We start from the raw sequence: 21,079 nt of genomic DNA, 5'->3' as shown, positions 1-21,079 counted from the left end.
AGTGCGACACAAGTTGTTCGAAAGCTCCGCATCTCGATCACTCCGCCGCCATCGCACCCATCCGACCCGTTTTCTGGGCCTTGATGCGATCTTCAATCTCTTCGCGGAAGTTACGGATCAGGCCCTGGATCGGCCAGGCAGCCGCATCGCCGAGGGCGCAGATCGTGTGACCTTCAACCTGTTTGGTCACATCGAACAACATGTCAATCTCTTCCAGCTCGGCCTCGCCGCGCACCAGACGGTCCATCACGCGCATCATCCAGCCGGTGCCTTCACGGCAGGGCGTACACTGACCGCAACTTTCATGTTTGTAGAATTTCGACAGCCGCCAGATCGCCTTGATAATGTCCGTGGACTTGTCCATCACGATCACCGCCGCCGTTCCCAGGCCCGAGCCCAGATCGTTGCGCAGATGATCAAAATCCATGATCGCATCGCGCATGTTCTCACCGCGCACACAGGGTACCGAAGAACCACCCGGAATAACCGCCAGAAGATTGTCCCAACCGCCGCGAATGCCGCCGCAATGGGTTTCGATCAGCTCCTCAAAGGGAATAGACATTGCCTCTTCGACCACGCAGGGGTTGTTCACGTGACCCGAAATGGCAAACAGCTTGGTTCCCGCGTTGTTCTGTCGACCGAATCCCGCAAACCAGTCCGCACCACGGCGCAGGATGGTCGGCACAACCGCGATGGATTCTACGTTGTTCACCGTGGTCGGGCAGCCATACAACCCCGCGCCCGCCGGGAACGGAGGCTTCATCCGCGGCATACCTTTCTTGCCCTCAAGGCTTTCGATCAGGGCGGTCTCTTCTCCGCAGATATAGGCACCGGCGCCGTGATGCAGGAACAGATCGAAATCCCAACCCGAACCGGCGGCGTTCTTGCCTAGCAGACCCGCGTCATACGCTTCGTCAATCGCGGCCTGCAGCGCCTCGCGCTCGCGGATGTATTCGCCGCGCAGGTAGATATAGCAGGTGTGTGCGTTCATCGCGAAAGACGCGATCAGGCAGCCTTCGATCAACGTGTGCGGATCATGGCGCATGATCTCGCGGTCTTTGCAGGTGCCGGGCTCGGATTCATCCGCATTCACCACCAGATAGGCCGGACGACCATCACTTTCCTTGGGCATGAACGACCATTTCAGACCGGTTGGGAAACCCGCGCCACCGCGCCCACGAAGGCCCGAGTCCTTCATCGTCTGAATGATCCAGTCGCGCCCATTGCCAATCAGGCCAGCTGTGCCGTCCCAATGCCCGCGGGCCTGCGCACCTTTCAGCGTGCGCTCGTGCATCCCGTAGATGTTGGTAAAGATCCGGTCCTGATCCTTCAGCATCGCGTGTTACCTTCAGCTATCCTGACGCATGCGCCAGAGTTGAAATATGTTGACGCCCGCATAGACGAACGCCGCCAGAGCGGCGAGATCAAACAACAACGCATGGCGCGTCGTCAGCTCCAGTGCGGGGCCAATGAACAGGTTCATGGCAAGCCAAATGGTCATCGTCACTGCAATGACGATACCTATGTGACGACCCTTGCGGGCTATGGCCTGTTCTTTGTCCTTGTCCATCTCATCCTTCATGCCCCGGATGGGCATGCGTCCTAGTCTTCGTAAGTGCCGTCTTCCTTGGCACGTTTGGCGAACTCGGTTTCCTCGCCCGCCGCCAGCTTACCGGCCTGTTCGATCCAGCCGTCCCGCTCGATCCGACCTTTGAACTTCAGCCGCGCATCAACCCAAGCCACCTGTTCCGATGTCCAGGCCGCAATCTGGTCGTAGTGGTAAAAGCCCAACTCGTTCAGCGTTTCTTCCAACTTGGGTCCGACACCTTTGAGCATCTTCAGGTCATCAGCTTTTCCATCGCGCGGCGCGGTCAGGGTTTCCGGCTGGTCTTCTTTCGCCTTCGCCTCTTCGGCCTGTTTCACCGCAGGCTTGCCCGGTGCCGGCGCTTTCGGAGGTTTCGGTGCTGCCTTGGTCGCTGCAGCCTTACCGTCCTTACCCAGCCAAGGGGTCAGGATGGGCACTTCGGTCCCATCAATCCGCTTGACTGTATCGCCCAGATCATTCGCCAGTTCGACACTGGCGTTAAACTGGGTTCGACCACTGTCATATTCCGTCAGACTGGTCAGACCCTTGAGAGGTTCTGCCGCATAACGCCCATTCTGCGGGCCCGGTGTCGGAACTTTGCCCGCAACCAAATCGTCGAGGATTTTACCAAAGCTCTCGGTGGTCAGGTCCTCATAATAGTCCTTACCAATCTGCGCCATCGGCGCGTTGGTACAGGACCCGAGGCATTCCACCTCTTCCCAGCTCAGCTTGCCATCGGCAGATAGTTCATGCGGCCTGGTAGCGATCTTGTCCTTGCAGACCGCAATCAGATCCTCGGCCCCGCAGATCATGCAGGACGTCGTGCCGCAGACCTGAATATGTGCCACCGAGCCAACCGGCTGCAACTGGAACATGAAGTAGAAAGACGCGACCTCAAGCACGCGGATGTAGGCCATGCCCAGCATGTCGGCGACGGATTCAATCGCCGGACGGCTCAGCCAGCCTTCCTGCTCCTGCGCGCGCCACAGCAGCGGGATAACCGCGCTGGCCTGGCGCCCCTCGGGGTACTTGGTGATCTGCGCTTCGGCCCATTGCTGGTTGGCCGCGGAGAAGGCAAAGCTTTCGGGTTGTTCGGGGTGGAGGCGGCGGAGCATTAGCGGTCAATCTCTCCAAATACGACGTCCATGGTGCCGATGATGGCGGCAACATCGGCCAATTGGTGGCCTCCGGCGACGTGGTCCATAGCTTGCAGGTGCAGGAACCCCGGTGCGCGCAGTTTGGCGCGGTAGGGTTTGTTGGTGCCGTCGGCGACAAGATAGACGCCGAACTCACCCTTTGGGGCCTCGACGGCGGCGTAGACCTCACCGGCGGGAACGTGGAAACCTTCGGTGTACAGTTTGAAATGGTGGATCAAGCTTTCCATCGAGGTCTTCATGTCTGAGCGTTTCGGCGGGGTGATCTTGCCGCGCGCCAGAACATCGCCGGGGCACTCACGGATTTTGACGATGGCCTGCTGGATGATCGACAGCGACTGGCGCATCTCTTCCATGCGCACCAGATAACGGTCGTAGCAGTCGCCGTTCTTGCCGACGGGGATCTGGAATTCGAACTCGTCATAGCATTCATAAGGCTGCGCGCGACGCAAATCCCATGCCAGACCAGACCCGCGCACCATCACGCCCGAGAAGCCGTATTTCTGGATGTCATCCTCGGTTACGACGCCAATATCGGCATTACGCTGTTTGAAGATACGGTTTTCGGTCAGCAGACCGTCAATGTCATCGAGAACGGCGGGGAATTCGTGGCTCCACGCCTCGATATCGTCCAGCAGTTCCGGCGGCAGGTCCTGATGGACACCACCAGGACGGAAATAGGCGGCGTGCAGGCGGGCACCGCAGGCGCGCTCATAGAACACCATCAGCTTTTCGCGTTCCTCGAAGCCCCACAGCGGCGGCGTCAGCGCGCCGACGTCCATCGCCTGCGTGGTCACATTCAGCAGATGGTTCAGGATGCGCCCGATCTCGGAATAGAGAACACGGATAAGCGAGCCGCGACGCGGCACTTCAACCCCGGTCAGCTTTTCGATGGCCAAACACCAGGCGTGCTCCTGGTTCATCGGTGCCACGTAATCCAGACGGTCGAAATACGGCAGGTTCTGCAGATACGTCCGGCTTTCCATCAGCTTTTCGGTGCCACGGTGCAGCAGACCGATATGCGGGTCACAGCGCTCGACAATCTCACCGTCCAGCTCAAGCACCAGACGCAAAACTCCATGCGCAGCAGGGTGTTGCGGACCGAAGTTAATGTTGAAGTTGCGGATTTTCTGTTCTCCGCTCAGCGCGTCCGTGCTGCCATCATCGTATCTTGAGCCGTCCATCAACGCCCCCGTTTTTTCTTTTTCGCGTCGGCCCGAACCCGAACCTTTTCAGCTTCGGCCGCTTTGGCAGCGGCACCTGCCAGCAGCACCCCCAGCGCACCCAGAATGATAAGTTCACCCATCATCTCAGCGGCGCTCCAACTCTTGCAGTTTCAGCCCAACCCACCACAGCAACGCAATTGTGCCAAATGGAACCAGACAAAGAAGGCACCAGAACTTGTTGATCCCGAAAAACGGCAAAATCTTCACCATCGGAATGATGGTCAGTGCAGAAAGGATCAGCCACCAGATGCCACCCATTATTCAGTCTCCTGTTTTTCATCCCCCGGAAGAATGTAGTTCGCGCCTTCCCACGGGGACATGAAATCAAACTGACGGTATTCCTGCACCAACGACACCGGCTCATAGACAACGCGCTTTTGCGCTTCGTCATAGCGCACCTCGGTATAGCCGGTGGTCGGGAAATCCTTGCGCAGTGGGTGGCCGCGGAACCCATAGTCGGTCAGGATGCGGCGCAGGTCCGGGTGGCCCGAGAACAGGATGCCGAACATGTCGAACACCTCACGCTCGAACCAGTTCGCCGAGGGGTGAACGTCAACGATCGAGGGCACCATGTCTTCTTCTCGAATTGAAACCCGCAGGCGGATGCGCTGGTTCTGGTACATCGACAGGAAGTGATACACCACATCGAACCGCTTGGCCCGTTCGGGGTAATCCACGCCAGTGATGTCAACCAGCGACGAAAACTGGCAATTCCGGTCGGATTTCAGGAACTCAATGAATTCCACAAGGTTCGACGGCGCCACATCCACGTTCAGTTCGCCATGGGTCACATCCCAGGACAGAACGCAATCGGCCCGTTTCAGTTCAAGCTGCGCGCCGAGTTCTTTGAGTGCTTCGCTCATCAGCTCTCTCCTCAGCGTACGATGGTGCCGGTGCGGCGGATTTTGCGTTGCAACTGCATCAGGCCATACAGCAACGCCTCGGCGGTTGGCGGGCACCCGGGGACGTAGATATCCACTGGAACCACGCGGTCACAGCCGCGCACGACCGAATAGGAATAGTGGTAATACCCACCGCCATTTGCGCAGGACCCCATCGAGATCACATAGCGCGGCTCGGGCATCTGGTCGTAAACCTTGCGCAGCGCCGGGGCCATCTTGTTAGTCAGCGTTCCCGCCACGATCATTACATCGGACTGACGTGGGGACGCCCGCGGGGCGATACCAAACCGTTCGGCATCATAACGCGGCATCGAGGTGTGCATCATTTCAACCGCGCAGCAGGCCAGACCGAAGGTCATCCAGTGCAGCGATCCGGTGCGAGCCCAGTTGATGATGTCTTCGGTCGAGGTCAGCAGGAACCCTTTGTCCTGCAACTCGGCATTCAGGGCCTGGGTTGCGACTTCTTTGTCGACACCGGCAGTGTTTGCACCCGTCATCACTCCCATTCCAAGGCCCCCTTCTTCCATTCATAGGCAAAGCCGATGGTCAGAACACCCAGGAACACCATCATCGACCAGAACCCTACATCGCTGATGTCCTTGAAGCCGACGGCCCACGGAAACAGAAAGGCGATTTCCAGATCGAAGATGATGAACAGAATCGAGACCAGATAGAACCGGACGTCGAATTTCATCCGCGCATCGTCAAAGGCGTTGAAGCCACATTCATATGCGCTGACCTTTTCAGGGTCGGGGTTGCGGACTGCCAGAACCACAGCCGCCAGAATCAGGACGATTCCAAGGCCGACAGCAACGGCCAGAAACACCAGAATCGGGAGATACTCCCGTAGCAGGTCTTCCACGAATAGCTCCTTTCCTGCGCAACCCGGTCGGGGGGCGCCGTCAATTGGCGTGTTGACTGGACATTCTCTATCCGCGCGGGGTCAGAGGGTCAACCGAACACAGTCGCAGACAGGAGTAATAATCCACTTGTCATGCCCTGTGATCCGGGAAAGGTGATTCCTACTGCAACTGCAATGAAATTAAGGCCTAAACCTAACTTTTCCATGCAGGTTTTCGCTTTTCAAAGAACGCACCGATTCCCTCCATCGCCTCGTCGGTTTCCCACCGATCCACCAAGGCTCCGATCGTCTGGTCAATCACAGCATCGTCAATTTTGGGTCCCAGCTTGCTGACCAAATCCTTGGCCGATGCAACCGCGCCTGGCGCACAGGAAAGATAGGGCAGAACTTCGGCTTCGACCGCATCAGCTAAATCAGTTGCCGGAACGGTTTTGGCCAGCAGCCCAAGCTCGACCGCCTCGACAGCATCGAACAACCGGGCCGACATGAACACGCGCCGCGCCCGCGCCTCACCCATCCGGGCAATCACATATGGGCCAATCGTGGCGGGGATCAGGCCCAGCCGCGTTTCGGTCAGGGCCATCTTTACGCTGTCCACACCAATGGCCACGTCGCAAACAGCAGTCAGCCCAACACCACCGCCAAACGCATTGCCCTGAATCGCACCGATCAGCGGGCGGGGCATGGTGTTCAGCGCCTGCAGCATCTCGGCCAGCTTGCGCGCCTCGGCAAACCGCGTTTCGGGGTCGGCGGCCATCTGGTCCTGCATCCAGCCCAGGTCACCGCCCGCACAGAAACTCTTGCCCGCCCCGGTCAGCACCACCACGCGCACTGTGTCATCTGCACCCAGTTGCGCGGCCGCTTGTGTCAGTTCGGCAATCATCTGCGCCGACATCGCGTTGTGTTTTTCCGCCCGGTCGAGCGTCAAAGTCGCAACTCCACGCGCGTCTGTGGTCACCGAGATCGTTTCAAACATGCCCGCCCCTCACTCTGGCCGCATGGCCCGCGCCATTTGCGCGGCCTGCTCTACGATTTCCAGATCAAGCCCGGTTTCATAGCCCAACCGCTCCAGATGGGCGGCCACGGCCTCGGTCGCAACATTCCCCGCAGCTCCGGGCGCATAAGGGCAGCCGCCCAATCCACCAACCGCCGTATCAAAGGTTCGCACGCCCAACGCCAGGGCAGCATCAATATTGTCGAGCGCCCGGCCATTGGTGTCGTGGAAATGCCCAGCCAGACGGGTTACCGGCACGCGTTCTCGTACGGCCAAGAGCATATGCGCGATGGTATCTGGCGTCCCCTGCCCGATTGTATCGCCCAATGAGACCTCATAGCAGCCCAAGCCAAACAGCTGATCAGCGACCTCGGCCACCTTCTCGGGCGGTGTTGGGCCATCATAGGGGCAGTCGGTCACGCAAGAGACATAGCCACGCACCGGCAGATCAATGTGGCGCGCGGCCTCGAGGATCGGTGTAAATCTCTCGATGGATTCGGCAATCGTGGCGTTGATATTGGCTTTCGAAAATCCCTCGGAGGCCGAGGCGAATACTGCAATCTCATCCGTTTTGGCCGTCAGGGCGTCCTCATATCCACGCATGTTGGGCGTCAGCGCGGCATAGCGCACCCCATCTGTCCTTATTATTCCGGCCAAAACTTCCGCACTGCCGGCCATCTGCGGCACCCATTTGGGCGATACAAAACTGGCTACTTCGATCCGGTTGAACCCGGCGCGGCTGAGGCAGTCGACCAGCGCCACTTTCTCGGCAACCGGGATCTCACGCTGTTCATTTTGCAGGCCGTCACGTGGACCTACTTCGAAAATCTCGACCCGCTCACCCATGGCCGCGCTCCTCCCGGTTTTGTTTCGTGTCCTGTTCGGATGGCCTGACTGTGCCACGCGATGCGGCGCGCGAACAGGTCACTCTTCTTTTAATCTGATCAGGGCCGCTCCGGCTTCGACCTGCGCGCCGTCCTCAGTCAGCACCTCGGCAATGACACCGTCGCGGGCGGCCAGAAGGGAATGTTCCATTTTCATCGCCTCCAAAATGGCAAGCCTGTCTCCCTCACTTACCTTTTGACCCACGGCGGCAAACACCGCCTTGACCAATCCGGGCATGGGGGCTTCGATCACGTTAGTATCGCCTGCAGCGCTGGCATCGCGGTCCAGCGGATCAACAATGTCAAACGCCTGCCCGTAGGTGTCAAAGACCGTGATCCGCGCGCCCGAAACCGACACCTGCGGCATTGGGTTGCCGTCAATGGACCAGATACCGTTGCTGCGCTCGGCAATGACAGTATCTTCCCCGACCTGCCAAACCTGACGATTTGAACCTTCAACCTGAACATCAAGATCAAGGGTGTCATCTGCCTTTAGCTGAACTGCTCGGTGCAACGGAGCCCACAGGGAAAACCCAGTCTCTTCCTTCGTATCGACCAAGTCCAACGCCATCATCGCAGCCGCCACGCATGTCGCTGCCGAAATCGGAGCTACCAGTGTCAGCGCATCAATATCCCGCCCGATCAGCCCGGTATCTACATCACCTGTGGCGAAACCTTCATGCCGGGTCAGCGCGCCCAGAAAGGCGAGGTTGGTCACGGTGCCTGCGACCTCGGTCTGCTGCAGGGCACGATGAAGCTGTTCCAATGCAACCGCGCGCGTGGGGCCATGGACGATGACTTTAGCGATCATCGGGTCATACCAAGGGCTGATCGTATCACCCGCACGCACTCCGCTATCGGCACGGCAGGCCGTAGGGAATTGCAGATGCGTCAGGGTGCCCGTTGCAGGCAGGAAGCCCTTGGGCACGTCCTCGGCATAAAGACGGGCCTCAAATGCGTGGCCAGTGATGGATAGATCGTCCTGACGTTTCGGCAACGCCTCGCCAGCGGCGACCCGCAATTGCCATTCGACCAGATCGACCCCGGTGATCGCTTCGGTCACGGGATGCTCGACCTGCAGGCGCGTGTTCATCTCCATGAACCAGAACCTGTCCGGACGCAGCCCGTCCGAAGCATCAACGATGAATTCAACCGTCCCTGCGCCCTTGTACCCGATCGCCTCGGCGGCCCGCACGCCCGCCTGCCCCATCGCCTCGCGCATCTCAGCCGTCATACCCGGGGCCGGAGCCTCCTCGATCACCTTCTGGTGTCGGCGTTGAAGCGAGCAGTCTCGTTCAAACAGATGCACCGCATGGGTGCCGTCGCCAAACACCTGCACTTCGATATGGCGGGGTTTGGCGACAAATTTCTCGACCAGAACGGCGTCATTGCCAAAGGCTGTTTTGGCCTCACCCCGTGCGCTGTCCAATGCTGAGGCGAAATCCTCGGGACGTTCAACCAGCCGCATGCCCTTGCCGCCGCCACCTGCCACGGCCTTGATCAACACGGGATAGCCGATGGTTTCAGCAGCGCCCGCCAGATGTTCGGGGTCCTGATTGTCACCATGATATCCCGGCACAACCGGCACGCCTGCCTGCTCCATAAGAACCTTGGCCGCATCCTTGAGACCCATCTTGCGGATCGCATCCGCCGAAGGGCCGATGAACGTCAAACCAGCCGCATCGACCGCATCCACGAATTCGGGGTTTTCCGAGAGAAAGCCATACCCCGGATGGATCGCCTGAGCTCCGGTATCCAGCGCAGCCTGAATGATCACGTCGCCCTTCAGGTAGCTTTCAGCGGGAGCCGCGCCGCCGATACGGACAGCCTCATCGGCCATCTGCACATGTTTTGCCGAGGCATCCGCGTCGGAATAGACCGCAACACAGAAGACGCCCATTTTCTGAGCCGTTTCCATGACGCGACATGCGATCTCGCCCCGGTTGGCAATCAGGATTTTGTTGAACATGTCTTACCCCTCAACAGCCAGATCTTCGACAAGACGGAAACGTTCGCACAATAACTCCATCTCGGGATCGAAACCGCCATTGCGCTCGAAGTAACAACGGTGATCCTCGCGCCATCCTTCAAGCGTTTCATTCTCACCCTCGGCCAATGCAAAGTCCTCAGTCACATCGCAAAAACAACAGATCGTGACATCGACCGTTTCGATCACCAAAGCCGGGGTGTCATCCCATTCCAGAGCGATATCGCGTCGCCCGACAACTGGTGTCTCAGGGCTTCCGCCCGGATAGTCGCGCAGCGCCCCACAAGTTGCTTTTTTTTGGCCTGAGCGCACCAATGCCAGCAATTCAGCACTCAAGGCAGCGCTATCGCCGAACTTAAAAGTCTGTGCGTCCGGGTAGCGGGTCATTACTTCTTTCAGGTCCATGCGCATCACATCCTGAACACGCCGAAACGTGTCTCTTCAATCGGGGCATTCAGCGCGGCTCTCAGCGACAGCGCCAGCACATCGCGGCTTTTGCGTGGGTCAATGATGCCATCATCCCACAACCGAGCAGAGGCATAGAGCGGATGCGACTGTTCCTCGAACATCTCCAGTGTGGGGCGTTTGAACTCGGCCTCCTCCTCGGCAGACCAGGTGCCGCCCTGCCGTTCGATCCCGTCGCGTTTGACGGTGGCCAGAACACCCGCCGCCTGTTCGCCTCCCATCACGGAAATCCGCGAGTTCGGCCATGTCCATAGGAAGCGCGGCTGATAGGCCCGTCCCGCCATGCCGTAATTCCCGGCCCCAAAAGAACCGCCGACCAGCATCGTGACCTTCGGCACGTTCGTCGTGGCAACTGCTGTCACCATCTTGGCCCCATGCCGTGCGATGCCTTCGTTTTCGTATTTCCGACCAACCATGAACCCGGTGATATTCTGCAGAAACACCAGAGGGATTTTCCGCTGCGAACACAGTTCGACAAAATGCGCGCCCTTCTGCGCAGCTTCGGAAAACAGCACGCCGTTGTTGGCAATGATCCCGACAGGGCAGCCTTTGACATGGGCAAAGCCAGTCACCAGCGTCTCGCCAAAGCGCGGTTTGAACTCATCGAAACGCGAGCCGTCGACCAACCGCGCGATCACCTCACGGATGTCATACGGCGTGCGCAGATCGGCGGGCACAACGCCCAGAATTTCCTCGGGGTCATAGGCCGGATCCTCGGGGCTGGCCCAATCCACCGTCTGCGGTTTGCGCAGGTTCAGCGACCCGACCGCGCGCCGCGCCAGAGCTAGCGCGTGGGCGTCATCCTCGGCCAGATAGTCGGCTACACCAGACAAGCGAGTATGAACGTCGCCGCCACCCAAATCTTCGGCGCTGACGATCTCTCCGGTCGCGGCCTTGACCAGAGGCGGCCCGGCCAGAAAGATCGTGCCTTGGTCGCGCACAATGATCGTCACATCCGACATCGCAGGCACATAGGCCCCACCCGCCGTACACGAGCCCATTACCACGGCGATCTGTGCAATCCCTTTGGCGCTCATCCGTGCCTGATTGTAGAAGATGCGGCCAAAGTGGTCGCGGTCGGGAAAGACCTCATCCTGATTGGGCAGGTTCGCGCCGCCGCTATCGACCAGATAGATGCAGGGGAGGTTGTTTTCCTCAGCAATCTCCTGCGCCCGCAGATGTTTCTTGACCGACATCGGGTAATAAGTGCCGCCTTTCACAGTGGCATCGTTGCACACCACCATAACCTCACGCCCCTGCACGCGGCCAATACCCGCGACGACCCCGGCAGCAGGCGCGGCATCGCCATACATCCCATGCGCTGCCGTCGCGCCGATCTCAAGAAACGGAGACCCCGGGTCCAGCAAGTTCGCCACCCGACGACGTGGCAGCATCTTTCCCCGGGATTCATGCCGCGCGCGGGATTTCTCACCACCGCCCATGCGGGCTGCTTCGGCGGCGGCAGTGATTTGTGCCAGCGCATCGAGATGAGCGGTGCGGTTTGTCTTGAAGCCCTCAGAGGCGGGCATGGCTTTGGATGTGAGTTTCATTCTTTGCTTTCCTGGTCCATCAGAAAACCCGCCGAAATAAGAAGCATCATCTTTCCTCCAACAACGTCTTTAACCAAACCACTCTTTGGCTCGTTCGCTCCAAGCGACACCCGGCCCCAAGGAGTTTCGCACCTGTTCCCCCTCTCCACTGAAGATACTCCACCAAGCAGTCCGCCTCCTGCATTTCTTCCCAACGTTCTTGTGCTTCGGTTAAACTCGGCACTCTAAAAGGTAGAGAGGAAGCTTTCTCAGCGTCTCCTTTATCAAGCATGCTGTAATGAACCAGCAGGTCTGCGGCACTCTCGTCCACCAGCGTGTCCCAGACCGCTGTTTCAGCTTCGACGCAAAAGTAAATTCCCAGAGTGCTTTGCCCCCAAGAAATATCTTCATTCATGCAATCGCCCGAAAAAGCACCAATACAGTCGGAAAGGTCTGTTGGTGCTCCAGCACTTTCGACACACCCACGGACTTGAGCATCCATGTAGGCTTGGTCCACGGTAGTTTGTCCGTGCTCATCTTGAACTTGATAGTTCTGTGCCCAAAGGTCTTGGGGCAGCACAAAGGTGAGAACTGAAACAGTGCCTAGAGTAAGCAAATCAAAGCTGTGCAACTTATTCAGCATTGTTTGTCCTCCGCCGCCGCTCGCACTTTCAATTCCTTCCGGACCACCTTCCCCGTCACCGTCATCGGCAACTCCTCCAGAAATGCGACCTCACGCGGATAGGAATACTGAGCCAGACGCGCCTTGACCCAGTCCTGCAACTCCGACCCCGAAGCCTCGGCCCCCGGTTTCAGCACCACATAGGCCTTCACGATCTCGGTCCGTAGTGGGTCGGGCTTGCCGACCACGCCCACGGTCGCCACCGCCGGGTGGGTTAGCAGGCAATCCTCGATCTCGGCCGGGCCGATGCGGTATCCGGCTGAGGTAATCACGTCATCATCGCGACCGACAAAGCGTAGATACTCGCCCTCCCACACGCCGCGATCTCCGGTGATCAGCCAGTCGCCGCGAAACTTCTCAGCCGTCGCCTCTGGCCGATTCCAATATTCCAGCAACATCGAGGCCGAACCGCGCCGAATGGCCACGTCACCCTCCTCGCTGATCGGATTGCCGTCCTCATCGATCACAGCAACCTCGTGCCCTGGCACTGGCTTACCAATGCAGCCGGGTTGTACCGGGAAATCCTCGGCGCAGGAGGAGACGACCATGTTGCATTCCGTCTGGCCGTAGAATTCGTTGATCGTCAGGCCAAACGCCTGTTGCCCCCAGGCCAGCATCTCGGCCCCCAGCGGCTCACCGCCCGAAGCGACCGAGCGCAGACCGGGGATGGCCTGATCCGCCGCCTTCAGCATGCGAAGTGCGGTCGGAGGGAAGAACACGTTCCGCACACCGCCGCGGGCGATCACGTCGGCGCAGGCTTCCGGCGTAAACTTTTCCAACCGCGCCGCGACCACAGGAATACCCAGCGCAAGCCCGGGCATCAATACGTCGAACAGACCTCCGATCCAGGCCCAATCCGCAGGTGTCCATAGGCAATCGCCTTCGCGCAGGTGATTGTGGCTGATCGAGACACCCGGCAGGTGGCCGGTCAGAACCCGGTGCCCATGCAGTGCGCCCTTGGGGCTACCCGTGGTGCCCGAGGTATAGATCAGCACCGCCGGGTCCTCGGGGCCTGTATCTGAGCAGGGGAACGGATCATCCGATGGCGCAATATGTTCGACCAGAACCGGGTGGGCCAGATCGCCCAGCAACGCGGCTCCTTCGGCATCGGTCAGCACCTGCCGCGCACCCGCATCCCCCACGCGCGAGGCCAACGCATCCCGTTTGAACAGCTTGAACAGCGGCACCGAAACCGCCCCAAGCTTCCAGATCGCCAGATGCGCCGCCGCACACCAGGGCGACTGGCTCAGCAACACACCCACGCGGTCGCCGGGCTGCACCTGCTGATGCAGTTCACGTGCAATCCCGTCCGTCATGCGCGTGAGTTGACCAAAGGTAACGGCTTCGCGGTACCCGTCTGTCAGATCAACGATGGCCACATTGTCACGAGGATGCGCCAGGCATTGTCGCGCCATATTGAGTTGATCCGGAATATCCCAGACGCCCGACTTCCGCATACCGGGTATGCACCTATCGGGATGCATGCGCGAAACCCCTTGTTTTTCTTACCCTTGGCGGGTGCGGGCGCCCCCCTGCTTTCACAGGAACTTGATGCAGATCAGAGTTCGCAACGGTCCGGTCCTGCACAAGCGACTCATCAACAAATTCAAAGGCCATAAAATGACCAAAACACTCGCCGCTTTGACGCTCTCGACTGCGCTTGTCGCACTTGCCGCCCCTGCAATGGCCCAGAACCAAGGTGACTGGACCGTGGGTGTCGGTGTTGGTTATCTGGACCCGAAATCCGACAACGGAACCCTGGCTGGTCTCGATACCGACATTGACGCAGACACCAGCGCGATCTTCACAGTAGAGTATTTTGTCCAGGACAATCTTGGCATCGAACTGCTGGCCGCGACCCCGTTCAGCCACAGCATCGCGCTGGGGGGCACCGATCTGGCCAGCACCAAACACCTGCCGCCCACCCTGTCGCTGAACTATCACTTCGCGACCAACAGCGCCTGGAAGCCCTATGTTGGCGCCGGTCTGAACTACACCATCTTCTTTGACGAAAAATCCGCGCTTGGGGATCTGGACATCGACAACTCCTTCGGTGTGTCGCTGCAAGCCGGTTTGGACTACATGGTCACCGAAAAAGGAGCCGTGCGTCTGAACGTGCGCTGGTTCGACATCGACTCGGACGTAAAACTGAACGGCACCGATATCGGCACTGCAGAAATCGATCCCTGGCTGGTCGGCGTATCCTACGTCCATCGCTTCTGATCCTTGTCTTTAACGCCCCGCCACCCTTTGGCGGGGCGTTTTTCTCAGCACATTTCGCTCATCAACTCGCGCCCGATCAGCATTCGGCGAATTTCGCTGGTGCCCGCGCCGATCTCCATCAGCTTGGCGTCTCGGAATATCCGGCTGACCGCTGAATCCGACAGGAACCCGGCCCCGCCCATCGCCTGCACAGCCTGATGCGCCTGCGTCATAGCCTGTTCCGAGGCGTAAAGGCAGCACGCCGCTGCATCCTGACGGGTCACGTCACCCCGGTCACAAGCCTTGGCAACTTCATAGACATAAGCCCGCGCGGAATTCATCGCGGTATACATGTCGGCAATCTTGCCCTGCATTAGTTGGAAGCTACCGATCGGTTTGCCGAACTGCTTACGCTCGGCCAGATAGGGCATGATCTCGTCCAGACAGGCAGCCATGATGCCGGTGCCGATCCCAGCCAGCACGACGCGTTCATAATCCAGACCTGACATCAGAACCGCAACGCCCTTGCCCTCTTCGCCCAGAACGTTCTCGAACGGCACTTCGACATCTTCAAAGATCAGTTCGGCTGTGTTCGACCCCCGCATCCCCAGCTTGTCGAAATGCGTAGAGGTCGAGAATCCCCTCATCTCTTTCTCGATCAAAAAGGCCGTGATCCCTTTTGAACCCGCCTCGGGGTCAGTCTTGGCATACACGACTAGCGTGTCCGCGTCCGGCCCATTGGTGATCCAATATTTGTTGCCGTTAAGACGGTAGTGATCGTTACGCTTTTCCGCGCGCAGCTTCATCGACACAACGTCTGATCCGGCCGAGGCTTCGGACATTGCAAGCGCGCCAACATGGTCACCCGAGATCAGGCGCGGCAGGTATTTCGCCTTCTGCTCGTCATTGCCGTTCAGCTTGATCTGATTGACGCACAGGTTCGAATGCGCCCCGTAAGACAGCGAGACCGAAGCCGAGGCCCGCGCCACCTCCTCCACCGCTACGGTGTGGGCCAGATAGGACATCCCCGCCCCGCCATACTCTTCGGGCACGGTGATGCCCAACAGCCCGAGGTCGCCCATCTCTTTCCACAGTTCATTGGGAAAGGCGTTCGATTGATCGACCTCGGCCGCCATCGGTTTGACCCGATCCTGCGCCCAGCGATGCACCATCTCGCGCAGAGCGTTCACATCCTCACCCAGATCAAATTGCATTGTGGCCGTGAACATGTTGCGACCTCCTCATCGAATTAATGAACACTTGTTCAATAATTAGGTAACAGCGAATCCTCCACGGGTCAATGAGAAGGCTAGCACTAAAGAAAATGCCACCCCGAACAGGGTGGCATTTTTCAAGATTAAAGCGTGCGCCAAAGGCGCACTCAATTGGATCACGATTGAAACACAGCCCCAACTTCGGCCCGGATGATGCGCGCGATCAGGCGGCAGTCGTCCAGCGAAAAAGTCAACGGCACGCGCATATCCATCACCCCGGCAAGGATACGATCACTTGCGGGCAAAGGCGTGCTTTCGGCATAGCGCCAACTGTCATAGCGCGAGGTGAATCCCGTCGGCTCCGCCCCACCAAACCACTTAATCTCAACCCCCCGTGCGCCGCAACGACGGATTACCTCGGCAATGCGTTCGGGCGTCCAGTCGAGCAGCAAGAACTGGATCGACGAACCGACATAGGTCTCTTGCTCGGGGCGCTCGACGATAGTCAGGCCGGGGGTGTCTCGCAGGCCGGTCGCGATCTCGTCATAGCGTTCGTTCCAGCGCTGCACCTGCCGGTCAAGATCACGCAGTTGCGGGCGCAGGATCGCGGCGCGCAGATTGTCCATGCGGCCGGACACATTGGGCGTGGTGTATTTGATCTTTTCAAACACCTCGGGCCCCGGTGCGGCAAGGTGGCGTTCATACAGCATGTACGAACCCGACAGCATCGTGGCCTTGGCCGCAAGCACTTCGTCATCGGTGATCAGCAGACCGCCTTCACCGGAATTGACGTGTTTGTACGTCTGGCAGGAATAGCACCCAATCGCCCCCTGACGCCCCGACAATTGCCCGCGCCATGCGGCACCCATTGTGTGGGCGCAGTCCTCGATCACCGCAACGCCCGCCGTATCACACATCTGCATTAGCCGGTCCATATCGCACAGATGTCCGCGCATGTGGCTGAGCATCAGCACCCGCGCCTGATCCAGCTTGGCCTCAAGATCATCCAGATCAATCGTCAGATTCTCAGTCACGCCCACAAAAACCGGCCTTGCCCCGACCGAGGCAATCGACCCCGGCACCGGCGCAAGCGTGAAGGCGTTGGTCAAAACCGGATCACCCGGCTGCACCCCCACGGCCCGCAATGCGGTGGCCAGTGCATAACCCCCAGAAGACACAGCCAGACAGTATTTCGCCCCCATTTGCGCCGCGAACTCCTGCTCCAGCAGCGCGGTTTCGCCCAACTCTCCGGGGACGACGTTATAGCGATGCAGACGCCCATGGCGCAGAACGGCCATGGCGGCGTCAATCGCCTCTTCTGGAATAGGTTCCTGCTGGGTGAAGCTGCCAGTGAATATTTCGGTCATGGGCTAGTTCTGATCCTGCAAAGGGTTGGGGTCAAGAATTTGTGCCGCCGCACCAATCAGTCCGGTGACCAGCTCTGGCAGATCATCAAAGTGATGCAGCAGTGCTTCGGGTTCCAATGCGGCCATATCTTCCCCGGACGGGCCAAACGTCACCAGCACCGAGGGCACGCCCGCTGCCCGCGCCGTATTTCGGTCGGTGTCGGAATCGCCGATCAGCACACACAAATCGGGGTGTCCCCCGGCCCGGCGCGCGGCTTCGCGCAGTGGTTCGGGGTCCGGTTTGCGCACGGGCAACGTATCTGCGCCCACCAAAGACGCAAACTGATCCCGCACGCCCATCTGGGTCAGCAGCTGATGGGCCAGAGCCTCGGGTTTATTGGTGCAGATACCTACGCCATAACCTTGGGATTTCAGCATTTCGACAGCCTCAAGCGCACCGGGATAGAACCGAGTGTGGGTGTCGATGTCCTTCGCGTAAGCCTCAAGCAGGGTGGGATAATAGGACAGAACAGTATCCTCATCATAAGCACCGACCCGCTTCAGCCCATGGGTCAGCATCATCCGTCCACCCCGCAAGGCAACGGCTGCGTCATCATCGTGAACCAAGACATCCCCATGCCCCATCTGGCGAAAACAGTGGTTGGCCGCCGCGAGCAAATCGCCCGACGTATCGGCCAAAGTTCCGTCCAGATCGAAGATCACTGTGCGCATTGTGCCTCCTGCCTCGGCGGTTTATTGCCGTCTCGTGTTGCAAACGGCAATCTTGTTTGATCCGTGAACCGCTTGCGCCTTTGCCCTCAGCGGATAAAACGGAGCGCAACAAAACACAAAGAGAAATCGATTTCATGAGCACTGCCCTTGTCATCCTTGCCGCTGGAAAAGGCACCAGGATGCATTCGGATATTCCCAAAGTTCTTCATCCCATCGCGCAGGTCCCGATGCTGGTGCACGCCATGCGCGCCGGGGCCATATTGTCGCCCGAGCGGACCGTTATCGTCACCGGGCACGGGGCTGAAGCCGTAGCCAAAGTTGCAACTGCCGAGGATGAAGCGGCGCAAATCGCTGTTCAGGACGAGCAGTTGGGCACTGCCCATGCCGTCGCGCAGGCACGCGAGGCTTTGGACGGATTCACCGGCGACGTCGTGGTTTTGTATGGCGACACGCCGTTTCTGCAGCCCGATACGCTGGAACGCATGATCGCGGCGCGGGCAGAAAACGATCTTGTCATTCTGGGGTTTGAGGCCGGCGATCCTGCGCGTTATGGTCGCCTGGTGATGAACGGTGACAGTCTTGAGCGGATCGTCGAATTCAAAGACGCATCGGATGAAGAGCGCGCGATAACCTTCTGCAACTCTGGTCTTTTGGCCTGTGATGCGCAGGCGTTGTTTTCCCTGATCGACACGGTAAGAAATGACAACGCGGCAGGTGAGTATTATTTGACGGACGTCGTGGAAATCGCGCGCGCGCGCGGTCTGAAAGTCACCGCAGTCGCCTGTGACGAAGCACAGACATTAGGTGTGAACTCCCGCACCGATTTGGCTGCGGCAGATGCTGTGTTTCAGGCCAGTGCCCGTGCCGAGCTGTTGGATCTTGGCGTCACCCTGATGGCACCCGATACTGTTTATCTGGCCGCTGACACCGTCATCGGGCGCGACACTGTGATTGAACCCAACGTGGTTTTTGGCCCCGGCGTCACAGTCGAAAGTGGTGCTACAATCCGGTCGTTTTCGCATTTGGAGGGCTGCCACGTCAGCCGCGGTTCTATTGTTGGGCCCTATGCCCGCCTGCGCCCAGGTGCCGAGTTGGCCGAAAACGCCCGCATCGGCAATTTTGTCGAGATAAAGAACGCCGAGATCGCCGAAGGGGCCAAGGTTAACCACCTCAGCTATATCGGTGACGCGTCGGTAGGTGCGGCGTCGAATATCGGCGCTGGAACAATCACCTGCAACTATGACGGTGTGATGAAGCATCGCACGACAATTGGTGAGAATGTTTTTGTCGGCTCAAACACAATGCTGGTGGCCCCGGTGACGGTGGGCGACGGGGCGATGACCGCGACAGGAACGGTTGTAACGCGAGACGTCGAGCCCGACGCGCTGGCCGTGGCCCGCGCCAAGCAGGACAACAAGCCGGGTTATGCACGTAAGTTGTTTGATATGTTGAAGGCGAAGAAGGCTCGCCGCGACAAAGGAGCCTGATCTATGTGTGGAATTGTAGGTGTACTGGGGCAACACGAAGCCGCCCCTATTTTGGTTGAGGCGCTGAAACGGCTGGAATATCGCGGCTATGACAGCGCCGGCATTGCGACGGTCAATGACGGTGAACTTGGGCGGCGTCGGGCTGTGGGCAAGTTGGTCAACCTCAGCGATTTGCTGGTGCACAATCCTCTGCGCGGAAAATCGGGCATCGGGCATACCCGTTGGGCCACACATGGCGCACCATCAGTCACCAACGCGCACCCGCACAAGGCAGGCCCCGTGGCCGTGGTGCATAACGGCATCGTGGAAAACTATCGCGATTTGCGGGCTGAGTTAGCCGAACATGGCGTCGATTTCGTCACCGAGACCGATACCGAAACCGTGGCCCTGATGGCCGAGCATTATCTGAACAATGGACTATCGCCCGTTGATGCGGCGTTCAAAACCATCGACCGGCTTCAAGGGGCGTTTGCACTTGCATTTCTGTTTGACGGGCAAGACGACCTGATCGTCGCGGCGCGTAAGGGGTCACCTTTGGCCATTGGGCATGGGGAAGGCGAAATGTATGTGGGTTCGGATGCCATTGCGCTGGCGCCGCTGACGGATCGTATCACCTATCTTGAAGAAGGCGACCGGGCGGTCCTGACCCGCACTTCGCTTGAAATCCGCAATGAAGCCGGAGAACTGGCCAACCGCGAGACCCGCCAGATCAAACTGGATCAAACACGGGCCGACAAGGCGGGTCACAAGCATTTCATGGCAAAGGAAATCGCCGAGCAACCCGTGGTGGTGGCCGAGGCAATCCAATCCTACCTGCCCACTGGTGGCAACGAGATCACCCTGCCCTGTGAGCTGGATTTCAGCAAGCTGGACCGCCTGACCATGGTCGCCTGCGGAACTGCCTTTTATGCCTGTCTGACAGCAAAGTACTGGTTCGAACAGTTGGCCAGAATGCCCGTCGAGGTCGATATCGCCAGCGAGTTTCGCTATCGCGAACCTCCGATCCCCGATCGCACGGCGGCCTTGTTTGTCAGCCAGTCGGGTGAGACCGCCGACACGCTGGCCGCGCTGCGCTATTGCGAGGGCAAGGCCGATAAGATCGTTTCGGTGATCAATGTCCCCGAAAGCTCGATCGCGCGCGAAAGCGACATCGCCCTGCCGATCCATGCTGGGGTTGAGATCGGTGTGGCCTCGACCAAAGCTTTCACTTGTCAGCTAAGCGTATTGCTGATGCTGGCGCTCAAGGCGGCTGCGGATCGGGGCACCCTAAGCGATGAGGAACTGGCTGATCATGCCGCCGCATTGCGTGGGTTGCCGACCGCACTAAATGCCGCGCTGGATCAGAACCAGTCCATCAAGGCCTCGGCCCAGCGCTTGTCCGAGGCGCGCGATGTGCTGTTCCTGGGCCGCGGCCTGATGTATCCACTGGCTATGGAAGGTGCGCTGAAACTAAAAGAAATCAGCTATATACACGCCGAAGGTTATGCATCTGGCGAGCTTAAGCACGGCCCCATCGCCTTGATCGACAAGCACATGCCGGTGGTGGTCATGGCCCCACGCGATGCGGTGTTCGACAAGACCGTGTCGAACATGCAAGAGGTCATGGCGCGCAAAGGCAAGGTCATACTGGTCTCGGATGATGACGGCGTGACCGAGGCCGAGGATGGGGTGTGGAGCACTATTCGCATGCCCCATATCCATCCCAGCCTTGCCCCGATCCTGTATTCGGTTCCAGCGCAGCTGCTGGCCTATCATACGGCTGTCGCCAAAGGTACCGATGTGGACCAGCCCCGCAATCTGGCGAAATCCGTCACCGTCGAATAAGCCA

Annotated in this window: 22 protein-coding genes; 3 read left to right on the top strand and 19 right to left on the bottom strand. The window is 59.1% G+C overall.

Going from position 1 to position 21,079, the window contains the following annotated elements; all coding sequences use genetic code 11:
* Positions 1-37: 37 nt before the first annotated feature.
* From nuoF to ACR0B0_RS01775, 16 genes are all read right to left on the bottom strand, one after another.
* Positions 38-1,336, bottom strand: a complete 1,299-nt coding sequence (gene nuoF / locus ACR0B0_RS01850) for an NADH-quinone oxidoreductase subunit NuoF (protein ID WP_170348145.1) — start codon at positions 1,334-1,336, stop codon at positions 38-40.
* Between the two features lie 12 nt (positions 1,337-1,348).
* A complete protein-coding gene (locus ACR0B0_RS01845) occupies positions 1,349-1,570 on the bottom strand; it encodes a DUF5337 domain-containing protein (protein WP_170349358.1) in 222 nt (73 codons plus the stop codon).
* A 32-nt stretch (positions 1,571-1,602) separates the two neighbouring features.
* Positions 1,603-2,700 (bottom strand): NADH-quinone oxidoreductase subunit NuoE, encoded by a 1,098-nt coding sequence (nuoE, locus tag ACR0B0_RS01840; RefSeq protein WP_480646171.1) that lies wholly within the window; start codon positions 2,698-2,700, stop codon positions 1,603-1,605.
* Complete coding sequence (locus ACR0B0_RS01835) at positions 2,700-3,923, bottom strand: NADH-quinone oxidoreductase subunit D (RefSeq protein ID WP_170409203.1); 1,224 nt, start codon at positions 3,921-3,923, stop codon at positions 2,700-2,702. Before ACR0B0_RS01835 ends, nuoE begins: the two co-directional genes overlap by 1 nt.
* Positions 3,923-4,048 (bottom strand): hypothetical protein, encoded by a 126-nt coding sequence (locus ACR0B0_RS01830; protein ID WP_480646169.1) that lies wholly within the window; start codon positions 4,046-4,048, stop codon positions 3,923-3,925. The genes ACR0B0_RS01835 and ACR0B0_RS01830 overlap by 1 nt, the downstream gene beginning before the upstream one ends.
* A gap of 1 nt (position 4,049) precedes the next feature.
* The gene (locus tag ACR0B0_RS01825; RefSeq protein WP_058274391.1) at positions 4,050-4,223 is read right to left on the bottom strand and encodes a hypothetical protein; all 174 of its coding nucleotides are present in this window, start codon (positions 4,221-4,223) and stop codon (positions 4,050-4,052) included.
* Entirely contained in the window at positions 4,223-4,828 is a 606-nt protein-coding gene (locus ACR0B0_RS01820) for an NADH-quinone oxidoreductase subunit C (protein WP_170395739.1), read from the bottom strand. Before ACR0B0_RS01820 ends, ACR0B0_RS01825 begins: the two co-directional genes overlap by 1 nt.
* Positions 4,829-4,839: 11 nt before the next feature.
* The gene (locus ACR0B0_RS01815) at positions 4,840-5,373 is read right to left on the bottom strand and encodes a NuoB/complex I 20 kDa subunit family protein (protein WP_010442777.1); all 534 of its coding nucleotides are present in this window, start codon (positions 5,371-5,373) and stop codon (positions 4,840-4,842) included.
* Positions 5,364-5,729 (bottom strand): NADH-quinone oxidoreductase subunit A, encoded by a 366-nt coding sequence (locus tag ACR0B0_RS01810; protein WP_050602775.1) that lies wholly within the window; start codon positions 5,727-5,729, stop codon positions 5,364-5,366. Before ACR0B0_RS01810 ends, ACR0B0_RS01815 begins: the two co-directional genes overlap by 10 nt.
* A gap of 193 nt (positions 5,730-5,922) precedes the next feature.
* Complete coding sequence (locus ACR0B0_RS01805) at positions 5,923-6,705, bottom strand: crotonase/enoyl-CoA hydratase family protein (protein ID WP_170504752.1); 783 nt, start codon at positions 6,703-6,705, stop codon at positions 5,923-5,925.
* 9 nt (positions 6,706-6,714) lie between these two features.
* Positions 6,715-7,569, bottom strand: coding sequence for a hydroxymethylglutaryl-CoA lyase (locus tag ACR0B0_RS01800; protein ID WP_170395735.1), 855 nt, complete (start codon positions 7,567-7,569; stop codon positions 6,715-6,717).
* A 78-nt stretch (positions 7,570-7,647) separates the two neighbouring features.
* Positions 7,648-9,576 carry an acetyl/propionyl/methylcrotonyl-CoA carboxylase subunit alpha gene (locus tag ACR0B0_RS01795; RefSeq protein WP_480646166.1) on the bottom strand — a complete coding sequence of 643 codons (1,929 nt, stop codon included), beginning with the start codon at positions 9,574-9,576 and terminating at the stop codon, positions 7,648-7,650.
* 3 nt (positions 9,577-9,579) lie between these two features.
* Entirely contained in the window at positions 9,580-10,005 is a 426-nt protein-coding gene (locus ACR0B0_RS01790) for an ASCH domain-containing protein (protein WP_170348133.1), read from the bottom strand.
* Positions 10,005-11,609: a carboxyl transferase domain-containing protein gene (locus tag ACR0B0_RS01785; protein ID WP_480646164.1), complete on the bottom strand. Its 1,605-nt coding sequence runs from the start codon at positions 11,607-11,609 to the stop codon at positions 10,005-10,007. Before ACR0B0_RS01785 ends, ACR0B0_RS01790 begins: the two co-directional genes overlap by 1 nt.
* Positions 11,610-11,655: 46 nt before the next feature.
* A complete protein-coding gene (locus ACR0B0_RS01780; RefSeq protein WP_480646162.1) occupies positions 11,656-12,231 on the bottom strand; it encodes a lysozyme inhibitor LprI family protein in 576 nt (191 codons plus the stop codon).
* On the bottom strand, positions 12,225-13,754 hold the full coding sequence (locus ACR0B0_RS01775; protein ID WP_480646159.1) for an AMP-binding protein: 1,530 nt from the start codon (positions 13,752-13,754) through the stop codon (positions 12,225-12,227). The genes ACR0B0_RS01780 and ACR0B0_RS01775 overlap by 7 nt, the downstream gene beginning before the upstream one ends.
* Positions 13,755-13,890: 136 nt before the next feature.
* Here ACR0B0_RS01775 and ACR0B0_RS01770 point away from each other — a divergent pair, with 136 nt between their 5' ends.
* Positions 13,891-14,493, top strand: a complete 603-nt coding sequence (locus ACR0B0_RS01770) for an OmpW/AlkL family protein (RefSeq protein ID WP_170348125.1) — start codon at positions 13,891-13,893, stop codon at positions 14,491-14,493.
* A 44-nt stretch (positions 14,494-14,537) separates the two neighbouring features.
* Here the strand turns inward: ACR0B0_RS01770 and ACR0B0_RS01765 are convergent, their stop codons facing one another.
* The 3 genes from ACR0B0_RS01765 to ACR0B0_RS01755 form a co-directional block, all read right to left on the bottom strand.
* Entirely contained in the window at positions 14,538-15,701 is a 1,164-nt protein-coding gene (locus ACR0B0_RS01765; RefSeq protein WP_480646157.1) for an isovaleryl-CoA dehydrogenase, read from the bottom strand.
* Positions 15,702-15,862: 161 nt separating this feature from the next.
* On the bottom strand, positions 15,863-17,053 hold the full coding sequence (locus ACR0B0_RS01760) for a DegT/DnrJ/EryC1/StrS family aminotransferase (RefSeq protein ID WP_170348121.1): 1,191 nt from the start codon (positions 17,051-17,053) through the stop codon (positions 15,863-15,865).
* Between the two features lie 3 nt (positions 17,054-17,056).
* A complete protein-coding gene (locus tag ACR0B0_RS01755; protein WP_170348119.1) occupies positions 17,057-17,764 on the bottom strand; it encodes an HAD-IA family hydrolase in 708 nt (235 codons plus the stop codon).
* 134 nt (positions 17,765-17,898) lie between these two features.
* Between ACR0B0_RS01755 and glmU the strand changes: the two genes are divergently transcribed.
* Together glmU and glmS are read left to right on the top strand one after the other, a co-directional pair.
* Positions 17,899-19,251, top strand: a complete 1,353-nt coding sequence (gene glmU, locus ACR0B0_RS01750; protein ID WP_480646155.1) for a bifunctional UDP-N-acetylglucosamine diphosphorylase/glucosamine-1-phosphate N-acetyltransferase GlmU — start codon at positions 17,899-17,901, stop codon at positions 19,249-19,251.
* Positions 19,252-19,254: 3 nt separating this feature from the next.
* A complete protein-coding gene (gene glmS, locus ACR0B0_RS01745) occupies positions 19,255-21,075 on the top strand; it encodes a glutamine--fructose-6-phosphate transaminase (isomerizing) (RefSeq protein ID WP_170360198.1) in 1,821 nt (606 codons plus the stop codon).
* Positions 21,076-21,079 lie beyond the last annotated feature (4 nt).

This window comes from Ruegeria sp. BA12, assembly GCF_056539625.1.
Note: the sequence above shows the minus strand (reverse complement) of the source record. Positions and strands in the feature narration are given on the sequence as shown.

Bases quoted from the DNA above. Each gene is read 5' to 3' on its own strand.
- nuoF (WP_170348145.1), bottom strand. From the start codon at position 1,336: ATGCTGAAGGATCAGGACCGGATCTTTACCAACATCTACGGGATGCAC.
- ACR0B0_RS01845 (WP_170349358.1), bottom strand. From the start codon at position 1,570: ATGGACAAGGACAAAGAACAGGCCATAGCCCGCAAGGGTCGTCACATA.
- nuoE (WP_480646171.1), bottom strand. From the start codon at position 2,700: ATGCTCCGCCGCCTCCACCCCGAACAACCCGAAAGCTTTGCCTTCTCC.
- ACR0B0_RS01835 (WP_170409203.1), bottom strand. From the start codon at position 3,923: ATGGACGGCTCAAGATACGATGATGGCAGCACGGACGCGCTGAGCGGA.
- ACR0B0_RS01830 (WP_480646169.1), bottom strand. From the start codon at position 4,048: ATGATGGGTGAACTTATCATTCTGGGTGCGCTGGGGGTGCTGCTGGCA.
- ACR0B0_RS01825 (WP_058274391.1), bottom strand. From the start codon at position 4,223: ATGGGTGGCATCTGGTGGCTGATCCTTTCTGCACTGACCATCATTCCG.
- ACR0B0_RS01820 (WP_170395739.1), bottom strand. From the start codon at position 4,828: ATGAGCGAAGCACTCAAAGAACTCGGCGCGCAGCTTGAACTGAAACGG.
- ACR0B0_RS01815 (WP_010442777.1), bottom strand. From the start codon at position 5,373: ATGGGAGTGATGACGGGTGCAAACACTGCCGGTGTCGACAAAGAAGTC.
- ACR0B0_RS01805 (WP_170504752.1), bottom strand. From the start codon at position 6,705: ATGTTTGAAACGATCTCGGTGACCACAGACGCGCGTGGAGTTGCGACT.
- ACR0B0_RS01800 (WP_170395735.1), bottom strand. From the start codon at position 7,569: ATGGGTGAGCGGGTCGAGATTTTCGAAGTAGGTCCACGTGACGGCCTG.
- ACR0B0_RS01795 (WP_480646166.1), bottom strand. From the start codon at position 9,576: ATGTTCAACAAAATCCTGATTGCCAACCGGGGCGAGATCGCATGTCGC.
- ACR0B0_RS01790 (WP_170348133.1), bottom strand. From the start codon at position 10,005: ATGCGCATGGACCTGAAAGAAGTAATGACCCGCTACCCGGACGCACAG.
- ACR0B0_RS01785 (WP_480646164.1), bottom strand. From the start codon at position 11,609: ATGAAACTCACATCCAAAGCCATGCCCGCCTCTGAGGGCTTCAAGACA.
- ACR0B0_RS01780 (WP_480646162.1), bottom strand. From the start codon at position 12,231: ATGCTGAATAAGTTGCACAGCTTTGATTTGCTTACTCTAGGCACTGTT.
- ACR0B0_RS01775 (WP_480646159.1), bottom strand. From the start codon at position 13,754: ATGCATCCCGATAGGTGCATACCCGGTATGCGGAAGTCGGGCGTCTGG.
- ACR0B0_RS01770 (WP_170348125.1), top strand. From the start codon at position 13,891: ATGACCAAAACACTCGCCGCTTTGACGCTCTCGACTGCGCTTGTCGCA.
- ACR0B0_RS01765 (WP_480646157.1), bottom strand. From the start codon at position 15,701: ATGTTCACGGCCACAATGCAATTTGATCTGGGTGAGGATGTGAACGCT.
- ACR0B0_RS01760 (WP_170348121.1), bottom strand. From the start codon at position 17,053: ATGACCGAAATATTCACTGGCAGCTTCACCCAGCAGGAACCTATTCCA.
- ACR0B0_RS01755 (WP_170348119.1), bottom strand. From the start codon at position 17,764: ATGCGCACAGTGATCTTCGATCTGGACGGAACTTTGGCCGATACGTCG.
- glmU (WP_480646155.1), top strand. From the start codon at position 17,899: ATGAGCACTGCCCTTGTCATCCTTGCCGCTGGAAAAGGCACCAGGATG.
- glmS (WP_170360198.1), top strand. From the start codon at position 19,255: ATGTGTGGAATTGTAGGTGTACTGGGGCAACACGAAGCCGCCCCTATT.